The sequence below is a fragment of the Epibacterium sp. ABZ3_068 genome (assembly GCF_056159265.1).
The window spans coordinates 2,013,469-2,029,919 of record NZ_JBSWUV010000001.1; the positions used below are offsets into that span (position 1 = coordinate 2,013,469).

Annotated in this window: 18 protein-coding genes; 11 read left to right on the top strand and 7 right to left on the bottom strand. The window is 56.9% G+C overall.

The features are described from left to right. Positions 1-101 precede the first annotated feature (101 nt). The 3 genes from ACXAEW_RS09720 to ACXAEW_RS09730 all read left to right on the top strand — a co-directional run bounded on the left by ACXAEW_RS09720 (position 102) and on the right by ACXAEW_RS09730 (position 4,525). Positions 102-1,751 carry an electron transfer flavoprotein-ubiquinone oxidoreductase gene (locus tag ACXAEW_RS09720; protein ID WP_474941129.1) on the top strand — a complete coding sequence of 550 codons (1,650 nt, stop codon included), beginning with the start codon at positions 102-104 and terminating at the stop codon, positions 1,749-1,751. Positions 1,752-1,962: 211 nt separating this feature from the next. Further along, on the top strand, positions 1,963-3,699 hold the full coding sequence (locus ACXAEW_RS09725; protein ID WP_474941130.1) for a tetratricopeptide repeat protein: 1,737 nt from the start codon (positions 1,963-1,965) through the stop codon (positions 3,697-3,699). Then, entirely contained in the window at positions 3,692-4,525 is an 834-nt protein-coding gene (locus ACXAEW_RS09730; RefSeq protein ID WP_474941131.1) for a 4-(cytidine 5'-diphospho)-2-C-methyl-D-erythritol kinase, read from the top strand. The genes ACXAEW_RS09725 and ACXAEW_RS09730 overlap by 8 nt, the downstream gene beginning before the upstream one ends. 117 nt (positions 4,526-4,642) lie before the next feature. Here the strand turns inward: ACXAEW_RS09730 and ACXAEW_RS09735 are convergent, their stop codons facing one another. Next, positions 4,643-5,641: a polyprenyl synthetase family protein gene (locus ACXAEW_RS09735; RefSeq protein ID WP_474943020.1), complete on the bottom strand. Its 999-nt coding sequence runs from the start codon at positions 5,639-5,641 to the stop codon at positions 4,643-4,645. Positions 5,642-5,698: 57 nt separating this feature from the next. Here ACXAEW_RS09735 and ACXAEW_RS09740 point away from each other — a divergent pair, with 57 nt between their 5' ends. The 3 genes from ACXAEW_RS09740 (at position 5,699) to ACXAEW_RS09750 (ending at position 7,031) form a co-directional block, all read left to right on the top strand. Further along, positions 5,699-5,914 (top strand): putative signal transducing protein, encoded by a 216-nt coding sequence (locus tag ACXAEW_RS09740; RefSeq protein ID WP_474941132.1) that lies wholly within the window; start codon positions 5,699-5,701, stop codon positions 5,912-5,914. 3 nt (positions 5,915-5,917) lie between these two features. Then, complete coding sequence (locus ACXAEW_RS09745) at positions 5,918-6,679, top strand: tRNA1(Val) (adenine(37)-N6)-methyltransferase (RefSeq protein ID WP_474941133.1); 762 nt, start codon at positions 5,918-5,920, stop codon at positions 6,677-6,679. Between the two features lie 184 nt (positions 6,680-6,863). After that, entirely contained in the window at positions 6,864-7,031 is a 168-nt protein-coding gene (locus ACXAEW_RS09750) for a YdcH family protein (protein ID WP_474941134.1), read from the top strand. A gap of 121 nt (positions 7,032-7,152) precedes the next feature. Here the strand turns inward: ACXAEW_RS09750 and yddG are convergent, their stop codons facing one another. Both yddG and ACXAEW_RS09760 read right to left on the bottom strand, forming a co-directional pair. Beyond that, entirely contained in the window at positions 7,153-8,031 is an 879-nt protein-coding gene (gene yddG, locus ACXAEW_RS09755) for an aromatic amino acid exporter YddG (protein ID WP_474941135.1), read from the bottom strand. After that, positions 8,028-8,975: a transcriptional regulator GcvA gene (locus ACXAEW_RS09760; RefSeq protein ID WP_474941136.1), complete on the bottom strand. Its 948-nt coding sequence runs from the start codon at positions 8,973-8,975 to the stop codon at positions 8,028-8,030. Before ACXAEW_RS09760 ends, yddG begins: the two co-directional genes overlap by 4 nt. Before the next feature lie 111 nt (positions 8,976-9,086). Here ACXAEW_RS09760 and ACXAEW_RS09765 point away from each other — a divergent pair, with 111 nt between their 5' ends. Next, entirely contained in the window at positions 9,087-9,233 is a 147-nt protein-coding gene (locus ACXAEW_RS09765) for a hypothetical protein (RefSeq protein WP_474941137.1), read from the top strand. 75 nt (positions 9,234-9,308) lie between these two features. On the opposite strand, the gene phbB is transcribed toward ACXAEW_RS09765, so the two are convergent. From phbB to ACXAEW_RS09785, 4 genes are all read right to left on the bottom strand, one after another. Further along, positions 9,309-10,031 carry an acetoacetyl-CoA reductase gene (gene phbB, locus ACXAEW_RS09770; RefSeq protein ID WP_474941138.1) on the bottom strand — a complete coding sequence of 241 codons (723 nt, stop codon included), beginning with the start codon at positions 10,029-10,031 and terminating at the stop codon, positions 9,309-9,311. Positions 10,032-10,221: 190 nt separating this feature from the next. Next, a complete protein-coding gene (locus ACXAEW_RS09775) occupies positions 10,222-11,397 on the bottom strand; it encodes an acetyl-CoA C-acetyltransferase (protein ID WP_474941139.1) in 1,176 nt (391 codons plus the stop codon). 240 nt (positions 11,398-11,637) lie between these two features. Further along, positions 11,638-12,477: an EAL domain-containing protein gene (locus ACXAEW_RS09780; protein WP_474941140.1), complete on the bottom strand. Its 840-nt coding sequence runs from the start codon at positions 12,475-12,477 to the stop codon at positions 11,638-11,640. 199 nt (positions 12,478-12,676) lie between these two features. Beyond that, entirely contained in the window at positions 12,677-13,240 is a 564-nt protein-coding gene (locus ACXAEW_RS09785) for a TlpA disulfide reductase family protein (RefSeq protein ID WP_474941141.1), read from the bottom strand. Between the two features lie 20 nt (positions 13,241-13,260). On the opposite strand from ACXAEW_RS09785, the gene argH reads away from it, so the two are divergent. The 4 genes from argH to lysA all read left to right on the top strand — a co-directional run bounded on the left by argH (position 13,261) and on the right by lysA (position 16,429). Continuing rightward, entirely contained in the window at positions 13,261-14,655 is a 1,395-nt protein-coding gene (argH, locus tag ACXAEW_RS09790) for an argininosuccinate lyase (RefSeq protein WP_474941142.1), read from the top strand. A 41-nt stretch (positions 14,656-14,696) separates the two neighbouring features. Then, positions 14,697-14,873, top strand: a complete 177-nt coding sequence (locus ACXAEW_RS09795) for a hypothetical protein (protein ID WP_474941143.1) — start codon at positions 14,697-14,699, stop codon at positions 14,871-14,873. Positions 14,874-14,920: 47 nt separating this feature from the next. After that, complete coding sequence (locus ACXAEW_RS09800) at positions 14,921-15,079, top strand: argininosuccinate lyase (protein WP_474941144.1); 159 nt, start codon at positions 14,921-14,923, stop codon at positions 15,077-15,079. Positions 15,080-15,163: 84 nt separating this feature from the next. Continuing rightward, positions 15,164-16,429 (top strand): diaminopimelate decarboxylase, encoded by a 1,266-nt coding sequence (gene lysA, locus ACXAEW_RS09805; protein ID WP_474941145.1) that lies wholly within the window; start codon positions 15,164-15,166, stop codon positions 16,427-16,429. The last annotated feature ends 22 nt before the right edge of the window (positions 16,430-16,451 follow it).

Sequence of the window (16,451 nt, forward strand, 5' to 3'; positions counted from 1 at the left end):
GTTTGGATTGACGGCTTGCTTATGCAGACGCTAAGCAACCGCGAAAGAATATTGCGCCCAGCTGGGGCCGTAGCGAAATGTAGCCAGGGAGCACCGCAAGAATGGCCGAGATTGAACGTGAGATGATGGAATATGATGTCGTGATCGTGGGCGCTGGTCCCGCTGGTCTGTCGGCAGCGATTCGTCTGAAACAATTGGACGCAGATCTGGACGTTGTGGTCCTGGAAAAAGGGTCCGAAGTCGGCGCACATATCCTGTCAGGTGCTGTGCTGGATCCTTGTGGCCTGGACGCGCTTATTCCCGACTGGAAAGAAAAAGGCGCTCCGCTGAATACGCCGGTCATCGAAGACAATTTCTATATGCTGGGTGAGGCGGGCAAAATTCGCATCCCAAACCTCCCCATGCCGCCGCTGATGAACAACCACGGCAATTACATCGTGTCGATGGGTAATGTCTGCCGCTGGATGGCGGAGCAGGCCGAAGAACTGGGCGTTGAAATCTTCCCCGGCATGGCCTGTTCCGAACTCGTTTATGGTGACAACGGCGAAGTCAAAGGCGTGGTCGCCGGTGTCTTTGGTCTTGAGGCGGACGGATCGCTGGGTCCGAATTCTGAACCCGGCATGGAGTTGCACGGCAAATACGTCTTCCTGTCCGAAGGTGTGCGCGGGTCGCTCTCCAAGGAGGTAATCGAACGCTACGATCTGCAGTCTGGCAAAGAGCCGCAGAAATACGGCATCGGCATGAAAGAGATCTGGGAGATCGACCCGGCCAAGCACAAAGAGGGCACTGTCACCCACACTATGGGCTGGCCGCTGGGCTCGAATGCGGGCGGTGGATCCTTTATCTATCATCTGGAAAACAATCAGGTTTATGTCGGCTTTGTGGTGCACCTGAACTACAAGAATCCGCACCTGTTCCCCTATATGGAATTCCAGCGCTTCAAGCATCACCCGATTGTTGCGGATCTCCTGAAGGGCGGCAAACGCGTGGCCTATGGCGCGCGCGCGATCACCGAGGGCGGTTGGCAGTCAATGCCGAAACTGGTCGCGTCCGGCGTGGCGTTGCTGGGTTGTTCTGCAGGTATGGTCAACGTGCCGCGCATCAAAGGCAACCACAACGCCATGCTCTCGGGCAAAGCGGCAGCCGAAGCCGCCTATGCCGCGATCCAGGATGGCCGCTCCGGTGATGAGCTGCACGCATACGAAGAAGACGTGCGCAAAGGCCCGATTGGCAAAGACCTGAAAATGGTGCGCAACGTCAAACCGATGTGGTCCAAATGGGGGCTTGCAGCTTCGCTCACCCTGGGTGGGTTCGATATGTGGACCAACAACATCCTTGGTCTCTCGCTGTTCGGCACCATTGGCCATGGCAAAAATGACGCCCAGTCCACAGAACCGGCGGCGTCGCATAAGCCCATCGACTATCCCAAACCCGATGGTGTTCTGTCGTTTGACCGGCTGACCAACGTCTCCTTCTCTTTCACCAACCACGAAGAGAGCCAGCCCGCACACCTTAAGCTGGCGGATGCGAACAAGCCGATCTATGACAACCTGCCCATGTATGACGAACCTGCGCAGCGCTATTGCCCGGCAGGCGTTTATGAGGTGCTGGAAAAAGACGGCGTGAAAGAGTTCGTTGTGAACTTCCAAAACTGCGTCCATTGCAAGACCTGCGATATCAAGGACCCGGCGCAGAACATTACATGGACAACACCGCAGGGCGGTGATGGGCCGAATTACCCGAATATGTAAGCTGTTCGGCCCAGGTCGGACGAATGTACTGAATAGACCGTCGGGGACCCGGAGCCCCGGCGGTTTTTCTTTGGAATTTCTAAATTTCCTGCCCATAGATTTTGCAAAAGCCTCAGCGGATGGCGGCAAGTTGATCCAAGTGCCATTGCCTCCGCTCGCTCAAGCGCCTAGCTTGGAAGTTGAGATTTGCCCCTTTGAGTAGGAGACCCGTGTGGCCTTTCGTTTTATCCGCTCCCTGACCTTTGCCGCCACATCTGCCGCGCTGCTTGCGACGACCTCTACGATGGCCGTCTCGCAAAGCGCTTCGCACGGGCTGGCCGGGGCCTATCTGGCAGGGAGAGCGGCCACATATGGCGGTGATTATGCGGCCACTGCGGATTACTTTTCCCGTGCTTTGGCCCGTGACCCTGAAAATGCGGTCCTGTTGGACAATGTGGTCTTTTCGCGCATGGCTCTGGGGCAGTTGGACCGCGCCGAACCGATTGCCCGCCGCCTGTGGGAGCAGAAAGCCGTTAGCCAGATCGCAAATGTCGCCGTCGCCGGGGCAATGGCCAAGGCTAAAGATTTTGAAGGCCTTCTGGCCCGTGATCTTAAAACCCAAGGAACTGGCAACCTGACGGATGGGCTGATCAATGCCTGGGCCTATCTTGGAACAGGCGCTGTCAGCAAAGCGGTCGAAGAGTTGACCACTTTGGCAGAGGACAAGAATTTGATGTTCTTTGCCAACTATCACCTTGCGCTGGCGCTGGCTTCTGTCGGGGACTATCAGGGCGCTGCTGATCTGATGGAAGCCGAAGACCAACGCCTTGCCCGCTCGTCGCGCCGTGCCGCTTTGGCCTATGTTCAGATTCTGTCTCAGCTGGATCGCAATAATGAAGCCATAGCATATATGGATCGTGCGTTTTCTGGGCGGTTTGACCCGGCGCTGAGCGCCGTGATGGGCAAACTTCAGGCTGACGATACTTTGGTGTTTGATATTGCCCCAACTCCTGTGGACGGGCTGGCAGAGACGTTCTTTACTTTGAGTGTTGCCCTCAGCGGTGAAGCAAGCGCTGATCTGTCACTGATTTATGCTCAACTGGCCGTGTCACTGCGCCCAGATCACGTAGATGCGCTTTTGCTCAGCGCGGATGTTATGGACCAACTTGGCCGCTATGACCTGTCGATCGAGGCCTATGGCAAAGTGCCTGCGACCCATCCGGAATATCATGCTGCCGAACTGGGCCGCGCCGAGGCGCTGCGCCGCTCTGACAAGCCTGACGCCGCAGCCGAAGTCCTGAGCAGCCTGGCCAAAGCCTATCCTGATGATCCAACGGTTCATATGGAACTGGGGGATCTCTTGCGTCAGCAGGAAGACTATGCGCGGGCGCTGCCCTCTTATGACCGTGCGCTGGAACTGACCGAGGAAGGCACATCCCGCAGCTGGATCCTGCATTATGCCCGTGGGATCAGCCATGAGCGCCTGAAAAACTGGGAAATGGCCGAAGCTGATTTTCGCGCCGCACTCGACCTTAATCCGGATCAGCCCCAGGTTCTGAACTATCTCGGCTATTCGCTGGTTGAGAAGCAAATCAAGCTGGACGAAGCTCTGTCGATGATTGAACGCGCCGTCGCAGCAGAGCCGGAGTCCGGCTATATCGTCGATTCGCTTGGCTGGGTTTTGTATCGTCTGGGACGTTATGAAGAAGCTGTTGGGCACATGGAAAACGCCGTTGAGCTGATGCCGGTGGACCCTGTGGTCAATGACCACCTGGGAGATGTCTATTGGGCCGTTGGCCGTGCGCGTGAAGCGGAATTCCAGTGGCGCCGGGCTCTGTCGTTTATCGATCCCGAAGACACCGGTGGTGAAGCTGATCCGGACCGGATCCGTCGCAAACTCGAAATCGGCCTGGACGCGGTTCTGGCAGAAGAGGGTGCGGAGCCGCTGAAGGTCGCACAGGATGGCTGAGGCCTTTGCGCCCGCCAAAATCAACCTGACTCTCCATGTCACCGGCCAGCGCGAAAATGGCTATCACCTGCTCGACTCGCTGGTGGTGTTTGCAGACGTTGGTGATCGGATCACGGTTGAGAAACAGCCCGTTGGAACTGGGTTGAGCTTGTCTGTTACAGGCCCGCTTGCAGCGGGGGTTCCCACGGATGGCAGCAATTTGGTTCTGAAGGCTGCGCGGCTCGCAGGCGTGACGGATGCGGCGATTTTCTTGGACAAGCATCTGCCTGCAGAAGCTGGCATCGGGGGCGGCTCCTCTGATGCCGCCGCAACCCTGCGGGCATTGGTCGAGACCTTTGGCATGGCGGTCCCGAAGCAATTGCAGTGTCTCGGCGCTGATGTGCCTGTGTGCTTCAAGGCCAGCGCTGCCCGAATGCGGGGAACAGGGGAGCAGGTTAACCCTGTTTTGGGGCTCCCCGCACTCCCCGCGCTTTTGGTCAATCCTCGCATCCCGGTTGCAACACCGCCGGTTTTCCAGGCGCTTGGTCAGAAAGACAATGCACCCATGCCAGAGAGTCTGCCTGATTTTTCAGGTCCCGTGGAGTTGTCCGACTGGTTGATATCGATGCGAAATGATCTGGAAGCACCGGCCATTTCGCGGCACCCCGGTATCGCAGCTGTGCTGGAAGCGCTGTCTGGGCAAGAGGGTGCCTTGTTGTGGCGGATGTCCGGGTCAGGCGCCACCTGTTTTGCCCTGTTCGCGCAGAATGCGCAGGCAGAGAATGCCGGTAAATGCCTGCAAGCTGCATTTCCCGAGTGGTGGATTGCGCCATGCGTGCTGACCTGAAACCATGCGCTCCCGCCCGTCCTTGAGCCCTCATGGGCGCTTGGCCCATGGCTGTTTGTCTAGTTTTGCCCATGCAAAACAAGACACAGGCGCGGGAGCGCTCCGGGCAGTAGGCGTTTATTTCAGGCGGGCTACAACGTAATCGGCAAGATCCGAAAGGATCTGGCGCAGCGGGTGATCTGGCAGTCTGGCTACCGCGGATTGCGCCCTGGCAGACCATGCCAGCGCATCTTGGCGCGTAGCCTCAAGCGTTTCGTATTTAGACATCAACGCCAGTGCTTGTTCGAGATCACCCTCTTGCTGCTTACCCTTTTCGATGGTGCGTTTCCAGAATTCGCGCTCTTCGTCAGTCGCCTGTGCCACGGCCTTGATCACCGGCAGAGTTAGTTTGCGTTCGCGGAAATCATCACCGACGTTCTTACCTGTGACTTTGCTATCCCCCTGGTAATCCAGCAGGTCATCGGCAATTTGAAATGCAATTCCCAGCGCATCGCCATAATCAAACAGTGCCTGAACCGCATCCTCTGAGACGCCCGCAATCACACCGCCCACTTCGGTTGCGGCTGAAAACAGAGCCGCTGTCTTGCCGCGCACAACTTGCAGGTAAACATCCTCATCCGTGCGCAGATCGCTGGCGGCCGTCATCTGCAGCACTTCGCCTTCAGCAATGGTTGCCGAGGCATTGGCCAGAATGTCCAGTACCCGCAAGGAGCCGGTTTCGACCATCAGCTGGAAACTGCGTGAAAACAGGTAATCGCCGACCAGGACCGAGCTTTTGTTATCCCACAAAAGGTTGGCCGTTGGGCGTCCGCGCCGCTGGCCGCTTTCATCGACCACATCGTCATGTAACAAAGTTGCCGTGTGAATGAACTCAACCGTGGCGGCCAGTTTCAGATGGTCCTGCCCCGCATAACCACACAGCTTTGCCGCGGCCAAAGTCAACATCGGACGCAGACGTTTGCCGCCTGCCTCTACCAGATGCGCTGTCACTTCGGGAATGCGCGGTGCATGTTTTGATGCCATCCGTTCGCGGATCAGCGCGTTGACAGCCTCCATCTCTGTGTCCAATTGTGCTGCCAGCTGTTCATGCGGCTTTTGCGCGTTGACCTGATCCATCATTTTCCCGTCTGCAAGGCTCGACAATTGCGGGTCCTTGGCCTTAGATCCATCCCCATGAAAGAACTTTTGCGCAGCACAGATCCAACAATCCTTGCCTTTGCTTCAGCCCTTCTTGAGGGAGAGGATATAGACTGCTTTCAGATGGACGTAAATATGAGCGTCCTTGAGGGAGGGATCGGAATTTTTCCACGTCGGCTGATGGTTCATCCGGATGATTATTCCGCGGCAGAGCTGGTGATGCATGACAATGGCATCCCTTTGGGGCGTTGATCCGTGTTTGCACCGGATGCTCTGACCCGTGATGCCTTCCTTGGGGGGCAAGTTACTCTGCTGCAACCCAAAAACGGTTATCGTGCGGGCGTGGACCCGGTGCTTCTGGCCGCTTCGGTGCCTGTCAAATCGGGGCAAAGCGTGCTGGAGCTTGGCTGCGGAGCCGGGCAGGCGTTGATATGTCTGGGGCGACGGGGCACAGATCTGGCGCTCACAGGGGTGGAGTTGCAGCCTGCCTATGCGGATCTGGCGCGGCAAAATGGCGCTTTGAATGGTTTGGATCTATGCGTGGTGCAAGCCGACCTAACGGATCTTCCGAATGACTTGCGTCAGCGCCGCTTTGATCACGTGATCGCAAACCCGCCCTACTATCGCGCAGGGGCGCACAGTCAGGCCGACGACGGTGGTCGCCGCATCGCCTTGGGGGAAGAAACCCCGCTGGACATGTGGCTCGACACCGCCAGTCGCAGGCTTGCTCCAAAGGGTTACCTGCACCTGATCCAACGCGCTGACCGGCTTTCGGATGTGTTGGTTGCTTGCGCAGGGCGTCTTGGCAGTCCCGAGATTTTGCCCATCGCACCGCGTATTGGTCGCGCGGCTGAACTGATCCTTTTGAGGGCGCGAAAGGGGGGGCGTGCGGACTTGCGCCTGCATGCACCGTTCGTTTTGCACGAAAAACCCACTCACCCGGGAGACCGCCCGGATTACCGCGCCGAAGTCGAAGGCATACTGCGTCACGGCTGTGCGCTTGCGTGGCCAAAGTGACAGGAGGCTTGCACAATTTGCGTAATTTTCGCCAAAATTGGCGTAAAATCGGCATCTATGCGCCGATCCGGGTGAGTTGAGTCGAATTTCTTGCAGCTGCAGCGTGACAGGGGCGGTCCTTCTGTGGTCCACTGTCTACGCCCGGCGCGGTCGGGATCATTCAACGCTCAACAGGAGGATTGCCATGAGCCTCAGCTCGCATCTTAATGAACTGAAGAAAAAGCACGAGCACCTGAGCAATGAGGTGGAAGTCGCCCAGCGGTCGCCAGGTACAGACGGTCTGGAAATTGCTTCCCTCAAAAAACAAAAGTTGAAGATAAAAGAACAGATCTCCCGTTTGTCGGCGGATTGACGGTAGGGGCGTAGCCTCTGAACGGCGTGGGCTATCGTCGTTGAGACAGAAATAGGGATAGAAGTAAAAAGGGTCATCCGCAGGTGGCCCTTTTCATTTGATACACGGGAAACAGCTGGACCTACCGGGCGTGCGCGCGGGCGTCACGGCTGGCCAGTGTTGCCAGAACGGCGGCGGCTGTGATCAAGCCTGCCGCCAGCGCGAGGCTCCAGCTGAAGGCGGCAAATCCCGCTGCCACCAGAACCAGCGTGGACAACAAAGGGGTGGCATAGGACATTGTGCCAAGCATTTGAATATCACCCTTCTTGACGCCTATATCCCAGACAAAGAAGGCCAGCCCTACAGGCCCCAGTCCCAGCCCGATTGCGGACATCCAGCTGACGGAGCTGTTGGGCCAGACTGTGTCTTCGATTGCGAAATGTAACCCCCACGACGCCACAGCTGAGACCATGCAATAGACCGTCACCGCGCTTGTTGGGACATCAGAAAACCGTCGTGACAGGACGGAATAGCCGGACCAGGTCAGTGCACATAACAGAGCCAGCCCATAGCCCGGCAGATAAGCTGTCTGAAATCCGGCGCCGCCTCCGGTGACAATTATCCCGGCCCCGGCAAATCCAAGAGCCGCGCCGACCAAATGCCCGGCCCGAAGATGTTCTCCCGGCAACAGTCCGGAAAATAGGACAATCAACAAAGGCCAGAGGTAAGCGATCAACCCGGCCTCGGCCGCGGGTGCAAGGCGCAAGGCTGAGAAATAGAGCGCGTGATAACCAAAGAGCCCGACCGAGCCAAAGGCATAGATTTTCCACGAAATCTTCCGCAGGTCTTGCAGGCTTGCGGTTTTGGCGGTCCAGATTAACCCCAGCGCACCACCAATGCTGAAACAGATCGCATTCAAAAGCAGTGGGGGCGTCGGCTCTGATCCGACCGTGAACAGCGCCAAAAGCGCCCACAGAAGGATCGCGACAAAGCCGATGGCGGTTGCGCGGGGTTTGCTCATGGCGGGGGAACGTCCTCAACCGGAATAATTTCAAAATCGTCCGAGATGTAGGCTGTCTTTGCCATTTCAGCAATAAACCAGTCCCGGAATGCAACAACCTGAGGGCGGGTCTCGCTACCTTTTGTGCTGAGCAACCTGAAGTGGGCTTTGGTTTGCAGCGCGGTTTTGAACGGAGCCACCAGACGCCCGGTGTGCAGATCGGTTAATACCATGCTACGCCGCCCCAAAACGACCCCTGCACCGGAAATTGCCGCGTCCACCGCGTGGTCGGCCTGTGAAAACCGCAGCCCATGGGTTGGGGTGTATCCGATTCCTTGGGTGCGAAACCACGCGGGCCAATCACATGGGGGATCCAGAAAAGCAATGGATTCATCAAAGATCAATGGCGCCGCCATGAGGCTTTCAGGCGTGGGGTATTGTTTGGCCAATTCCGGCGTCATAACCGGCGAAACCCATTCCGGCGGTACCGGTACAACATTCAGCCCGTCGTCGGGACCCAGTCCAAAGCGTAACGCAATATCCACATCTTCGCGTTCCAGATCCACCATGCGCAGTGTGGCGGAGAACCGCAGATCAATGTCCGGGTGGCTGCGGGCAAACTCATAGAGCCGTGGCGCCAACCATTTCGCTGTCAGGGCAGGGCCGGCTGTCACGGTCAGGGTTGTATTGTCCTGCAGCCGCCGAGTGGATTGCCACGCTTCTGACAGGTTCAGGAAACCATTAGCCACGCCCGGAGCCAGGGTCCGTCCAGCCTCGGTCAGCTCTACCGCCCGGTTCAGGCGGCGGAACAGCTTGTCTCCCAGATGCTCTTCCAAGGTCTTGATCTGAAAGGACAGGGCCGCAGGTGTCACGTTCAGTTCCTCTGCCGCCTTGGCAAAGGACATGTGCCGCGCTGCCGCATCAAAGGCGCGCAAAGCGGTGAGGGGAGGAAGCCGATCTGACATCTTCACACAAGTAATACTTAACTGAAGGCAGGAAAAGTCTCGTTTGTCCGCAATAAATAAAAGGGGCATCCTGGACACAGTAAAACCAAGCTAATCCGAAAGGAGGCCAAGATGATTGAAGCAACCACTCAGGCGCATCTCGCGAAAGCCATGCATCGTGCACATCAGGAACGGGCCAAGGCGTTTTCGGCCTTTTGGGATATGCTCTGGACACTTCCGAAACGACGCAGCCGTGTTTCCTCTTCCCGCTGGGCCTAGGCGCCATGTCCTTACGGGATTCAAAAGGGCCGCTCGTAATGGGCGGCCCTTGCTGGTCTTGAACGGAAATGCCGCTTAGACGACGAATTGCGCGCCATTTGCCGAGATAGTCGAACCGTTGATAAACGACGCATCATCAGAGGCCAGGAAGGCCACGCAGCGTGCAATCTCTTCAGGCTCACCCAGACGCCCGGTTGGGATTTGGCCAATGATCATATCACGGACTTTTTCAGGCACTGCCATCACCATTTCAGTGGCAATGTAACCTGGGCAGATCGCATTGGCCGTGATGCCTTTGGCCGCGCCTTCCTGCGCCAAAGATTTGATGATGCCCAAATCACCTGCTTTGGTCGCGGCATAGTTCACCTGACCAAACTGCCCCTTCTGACCGTTAATCGACGAGATCACGATCACACGGCCAAAGCCACGTTCGCGCATGCCGGGCCAGACAGGGTGCACAGTGTTGAACACACCTGTCAGATTTGTATCGATCACTTCTTGCCACTGTTCTGGTGTCATCTTGTGAAATGGCGCGTCACGTGTGATGCCGGCGTTGGCGACAACAACGTCGATCCCACCCAAATCTTCTTCAACTTTTGCGATACCGGCTTTGGATTCTTCGTAGTTTCCAACGTTCCACTTATAGGTTTTGATTCCCGTCTCTTCGGTAAAGCTGGCGGCGGCTTCGTCATTTCCCGCATAAGTCGCTGCAACGGTATAACCCTCTGCTTTTAGGGCTTTAGAGATAGCAGCGCCGATTCCGCGGGACCCCCCGGTGACGAGTGCAGTACGTGCCATGATAATCTTCCTCCACTTGGATAGGCTCTTGGTAATTAAATTGCAAAATTCTGCATCGCAGCGCAAGCAAATTGCGAAGCTGATTTTGCTTTTCCCAAATTTTATTTTGTATGACTTATCGTAACGACCAGGTGTCAAAACAAAAGGGCACCCCAAAGGGTGCCCTGATTAATGATGCTTCTTTAATCGTTTACGGACGTTCGACGCACAAAGCGACACCCATACCACCACCGATACACAGCGTTGCCAGACCCTTTTTGGCATCGCGGCGCTTCATTTCGAACAAAAGCGTATTCAGAACGCGACAACCGGAGGCTCCGATCGGGTGGCCAATTGCAATTGCGCCGCCGTTTACGTTCACAATGGCCGGATCCCAGCCCATGTCCTTGTTTACAGCACAGGCTTGCGCGGCAAAGGCTTCGTTTGCTTCGACCAGATCCAGATCGTTCACGGACCAGCCCGCTTTCTCCAGAGCTTTACGGGATGCATAGATCGGTCCTACGCCCATGATGGACGGATCCAGACCTGCGGTTGCATAAGAGGCGATTCGCGCCAGTGGCTCGATGCCGCGTTTTTCAGCTTCGTCCGCGCTCATCAGCAGGGTGGCCGCCGCGCCATCGTTCAGGCCGGACGCGTTTGCAGCTGTGACAGAGCCGTCCTTTGCAAAGGCTGGGCGCAGTTTTTGCATGCCTTCGATCGTGGCGCCATGACGGATGTATTCGTCCGCGTCCACGGTGATGTCACCTTTGCGGTGCTTTACGATGAACGGAACGATCTCATCCGCAAACTTACCGGCCTTTTGGGCGGCTTCGGCTTTGTTTTGCGACGCCAGCGCAAATTCATCCTGCATCTCGCGGCTGATCTGCCATTTGTCGGCAACATTCTCGGCGGTCTGACCCATGTGATAGCCGTTGAAGGCGTCCCACAGACCGTCACGGATCATGGTGTCGATATACTTCATGTCGCCCATTTTCTGGCCGGCACGCAGATGCGCGGCATGGGGGGACAGGGTCATGTTCTCTTGACCACCCGCTGCAACTATCGACGCATCTCCCAGCTGGATGTGCTGTGCCCCAAGAGCGACGGCGCGCAGGCCGGACCCACAGACCTGGTTAATACCCCAAGCGGCACTTTCCTGCGGCAGGCCAGCGTTGATATGCGCCTGACGGGCCGGGTTTTGACCTTGGGCCGCGGTCAGAACCTGACCCAGAATGGTTTCCGATACTTCTGCTTTGTCGATCCCGGCGCGCTCAACCACGGCTTCCAGAACGGCGGCGCCCAGATCGTGGGCTGGCGTATTGGCGAATGAACCGCCAAAGCTTCCGACTGCAGTGCGTGCAGCGGATGCAATTACAACGTTGGTCATGACTTTTGGTCCTTTGACATCCATATATTACGGAAGCGGGTCGCAAGTTTTAAGCTGTCGATCGACCGGCATTCCCCCTCCCATCAGCGGCACAGTAAACGAGTTTCTGCACCTGCAGCAATTTGCAAGGTGTCGCAGCCTTTAGTCGAAAGTCAACTGAAACCGCTGCATTCAGCCGTGTGGTGGGGGAAATTAATTCCGCATAGGTTGTATTTCCTGCGGGCTGTGATCACACAAAACCTAGGCGCGACTGCGCTTTTTCAGTTCTTCGACCCAAGGAGCGCGGACGGTTGGAGCGCCGAACAAATACCCCTGCAAGCAATCGACACCAATGGAAACGAGGAAATCCGCGTCAGCCTGGGTTTCAACAGATTCGGCGACCGTCAACATGTCGAACTGCTTTGCGACACCGACAAGCGCGCGCACAACGGCCTGATTGTCAAAGTTTTCGCTGATCTTGCGAATGAATTGCCCATCCAGTTTGACCGCATCGAAGAAGAACTGGCGAAAATGGGCAATCGACATGCTGCCTGCGCCGAAATTATCCATGGCAAAGGCGATGCCGTGTTCCTGCATGCGTGTCATGAAATCCAAAACCAGCTCAGGAGCACCCTGGGTCGAGGATTCGGTGATTTCCAAAAGAAGCCGCTCACCGATGGAATTATCATTGTTGATGAATCGCTTCAGAGCCTGGTTCCAGCGCTCGTACCCGATGGAGCGTGCAGACATGTTCACCGAAAGGCGAATGTTGGGATGTTTAGCCAAGGCACGCAGCCCATGCTGCAAGGCCAGGCAGTCCAGTTCGCGTCCCAATTCGGTGTCTGCCACCACATCCATGAAATCACGGGCAGGGATCACACGCCCGGTGGCGTCCAGAACCCGAATGTAACCTTCATAAAAGGCCACATTGTTGGGGGGCATCGCCTGCATAATCGGCTGATATGCCAGCATAGTCTGGTCATATTTGATCGCGTCGGCCACCATATCCAATGTTGACCGGTCCCGGTTCGCCACTGCTGAGTTCAGCGGCGTGTCGGTTCCGTCGGCCATATCTGCCAGCTTGATGCGAGTCTTGTTCACCGAAAGGCTCCCGATGGTTATGCGCATAGTATACGTCAATCCACAGGATCCCGCAAAAGAGTGAAGCGGTGATTAAGTATAGAGTTTTAAGCAGTTTGGGAGCGCCAGCTATGCTGCAGAAAGCCTCCCGCCTTGCCTCTTCCGTCACATTTGCAGCCCGCGTGTAAAGGTCGCGATAAGGATGCCGATCAGCACGTGTTTATTGGGCGTCAATCATAGCCTGAACAATTGCCTTGGCGCTGTCTGAATTCCATTCTGCGTCTCCTAAAAGTCGCGCAACCTCTTTGCCGTCCCGGTCCAGCAATACCGTAATCGGCAAGCCAATCACTGCCATCTCCCGTGCCAGGCTCTGTTTTGCATCCTGGTGGCGGGGCAGGTTGGTAATCCCGTTTTCGTCAAAGAACTTGCGAATCCCCGCGGGGGAATTGCGTCCCGTTGCGATCGTCAGAACCTCAAAGTCTTCGCCTCCGAATTCAGATTGCAGTTCAGCAATCTGGGGCATCTCTTTGCGGCAAGGGGCGCACCAGGTGGCCCAGAAATTCAGCAGAACAACCTTGCCTTTATAGTCCTGCAGAGTTGCCGTGCCCGCATCATCGGCCAAAGTGAACGGCTGGTCCGAAACGTCCTTGGGGGCGCTATGCACCACGAGGCGGCGCAGGCTGTCCTCTCGGAGCGCTTCCAAAGTCGCCTGATCAGCGGCCATTGCTGTATTTGCACCGAGAGCAAGAGCCATATAAAGGGTGAGGTGACGAAACAGACGCATAATTTCTCCAGGGTTCCACCATGACAGATCAAACCTCGAACCAGATGTGGGGCGGCCGCTTTGCCGCAGGTCCAGACGCGATCATGGAGGCAATTAATGCCTCGATCGGATTTGACAAGCGGATGGCGGCACAAGACATTGCCGGTTCTAGGGCCCACGCGGCAATGCTTGCCGCCACAGGCGTTATAACGGATAATGACGCCGAAGCCATTCGGGAAGGTCTGCTCACCGTTTTGTCAGAGATTGAAACGGGAAAGTTTCAATATTCCACCGCCTTGGAAGACATTCACATGAATGTGGAGGCGCGTCTGAAAGAAATTATCGGCGAACCCGCAGGCCGTCTGCACACTGGCCGCTCACGCAACGACCAGGTGGCGACCGATTTCAAGCTTTGGGTGCGGGACCAGTTTGATGCGGCGGAAAAGGGTCTGTTGGCGCTGATCGCGGCATTGGTCGATCAGGCAGAAGCCGGCGCCGATTGGGTGATGCCGGGCTTTACTCACCTGCAAACCGCACAGCCGGTGACCTGGGGCCATCATATGATGGCCTATGTGGAGATGTTTGGCCGCGATCTGTCTCGTGTGCGTGACGCGCGCGCCCGGATGAACGAATCACCGCTTGGTTCGGCGGCTTTGGCGGGCACCTCCTTCCCGATTGACCGGGACATGACAGCCAGCGCGCTTGGCTTTGACCGTCCAACCGCAAATTCGCTGGATGCCGTCTCGGACCGGGATTTTGCGCTGGAATTCCTGTCGGTCGCCTCGATCTGCGCCATGCACCTGTCCCGCTTTGCCGAAGAGCTGGTGATCTGGTCTTCCGCTCAGTTCCGATTTGTGACGCTGTCGGACCGTTTCTCCACCGGCTCGTCGATCATGCCACAAAAGAAAAACCCCGACGCGGCTGAGCTGATCCGCGCCAAGGTTGGCCGGATCTTTGGCGCCAACACCGCGCTGATGATGGTGATGAAAGGACTGCCGCTGGCCTATTCCAAGGACATGCAGGAAGATAAAGAACAGGTCTTTGATGCCGCGGACAACTGGATGCTGGCGCTGGCTGCGATGGAAGGCATGGTCAAGGATATGACCGGCAACCGCGAAAGCCTTGCGGCCGCCGCCGGCTCTGGCTTCTCCACTGCCACGGACTTGGCCGACTGGATGGTGCGGGTGCTCAAGGTGCCGTTCCGCGACGCGCATCATGTGACCGGCACGCTGGTGGCCATGGCAGAATCCCGCGGCTGTGATCTGCCGGATCTGAGTCTTGAGGACATGCAGGGCGTGCATGCAGGCATCACCGATGATATCTTTAGCGTGCTTGGCGTGGAGAACTCGGTAAACTCCCGTATGAGCTATGGCGGCACCGCACCGGCACAGGTTCGCGCGCAGGTCGCCCGCTGGAAAGAAATCCTGAACAGCTGACCCGAAAGGGCGCGCGTGTGTAAAAAAGAAGGAGGCCCGATATGTCCAAATTGTTCTGCCTGATGGCGGCTTTGATGGTTCTGGCCTCCTGCGGCGCGGATGGCGAACCCGTCCGCCCGACCTTTGGCGTTGGCGTCAATGTCTCCAGCAGCGGTGTGCATGTGGGCAGCAGCGTTGGCGTCAGCAAAGGGCCGGTGTCTGTCGCTGTTGGTCTGTGATCGGGCGACGTGGCAGAACGCACGGCATAACAAAAAAGGATAGTCCCTTGCGAACTCTTTGTCTCTTGTTTCTCCTCGCGCCACTTGCGGCTTGTGAAACAAACCCGCGCTATCCTGAGGCCCAACCGGACAAGTCAGACCAAACCCCTAAATCCGGCATCACGATTTCAGGCAGCGCACAGGTTGGTGTCTCGGGCAAACTGTAATCGCGGTTCATGTCTTAGGCGCTATTGTGTTGATCCACTCAGAAAAGATTGATCCCCCGCGTCCTTTTCCCTAAACGCGGATCTATGGATCATTTTCTCTACCGCGACGGCGCGCTTTACGCCGAGGACGTGCCGGTGGCCGAGATTGCGGCCTCCGTAGGCTCCCCCTGTTACATTTATTCCACCGCCACTTTGTTGCGGCATTTCCGCCTCTTTGATGAGGCTCTGGAGGGGACGGATCATCTGGTCTGTTATGCCATGAAGGCGGCCTCCAATCAGGCGATCCTGAAAACCCTGGCCCAGGCGGGCGCAGGCATGGATGTGGTGAGCGAGGGCGAATACCTGCGCGCCAAGGCTGCAGGCGTTCCGGGGGACAAGATCGTCTTTTCCGGCGTTGGCAAGACCGAGGAAGAGATTCGCACCGCCCTCACCGGTGGCATTCGCCAGTTCAACGTTGAATCCGAGCCGGAAATGGTTGTGATAAGCCGCGTTGCTCAGGAATTGGGCAAAACCGCGCCGATCACCATCCGGGTCAACCCGGACGTGGACGCCAAAACGCATGCCAAAATTGCAACCGGCAAATCCGAGAACAAATTTGGCATTCCGATCTCGCGCGCAAAAGAGGTCTATGCGCTTGCGGCCTCTTTGCCGGGGCTCGAGGTGGTGGGGATCGACTGCCACATCGGCTCGCAATTGACAGAGTTGGAGCCTTTCAAGCTAGCGTATCAAAAAGTTGCGGAGCTGACCGAAAACCTTCGTCAAGAAGGGCACAATATCCGCCGTCTTGACCTCGGCGGTGGTCTGGGTATTCCGTATACCCGCTCCAACGAAGCGCCGCCTCTGCCATCTGAATACGGCCGGTTGATCCAAGACACATTGGGCCACCTGGGCTGTGAAATCGAGATTGAGCCCGGACGGCTTATCGCGGGGAATGCAGGCATTATGTTGTCTAAAGTAATCTACGTGAAATCCGGTGAAGATCGTGATTTCTTGATTATCGACGGTGCCATGAACGACCTGATCCGCCCGGCCATGTATGAGGCGCATCACGACATCGTACCTGTGATCGAAGCCGCTGCGGGGGTTGAAACACACCCCTATGATATCGTCGGGCCGGTCTGCGAATCCGGTGATACTTTTGCCAAAGGCCGTAACATGCCCCCGATGGAGGCTGGTGATCTGGTCGCCTTCCGCAGCGCCGGGGCTTATGGTGCGGTAATGGCCAGCGAATACAACTCTCGCCCCCTGATACCAGAGGTTCTGGTGAATGGAGATCAATTCGCGGTTATTCGCAAACGCCCGAGCTTTGACGAAATGATAAATCGCGATACCATACCAGAGTGGCTCTGAAGCATTCTGCCTTTGGAGCATC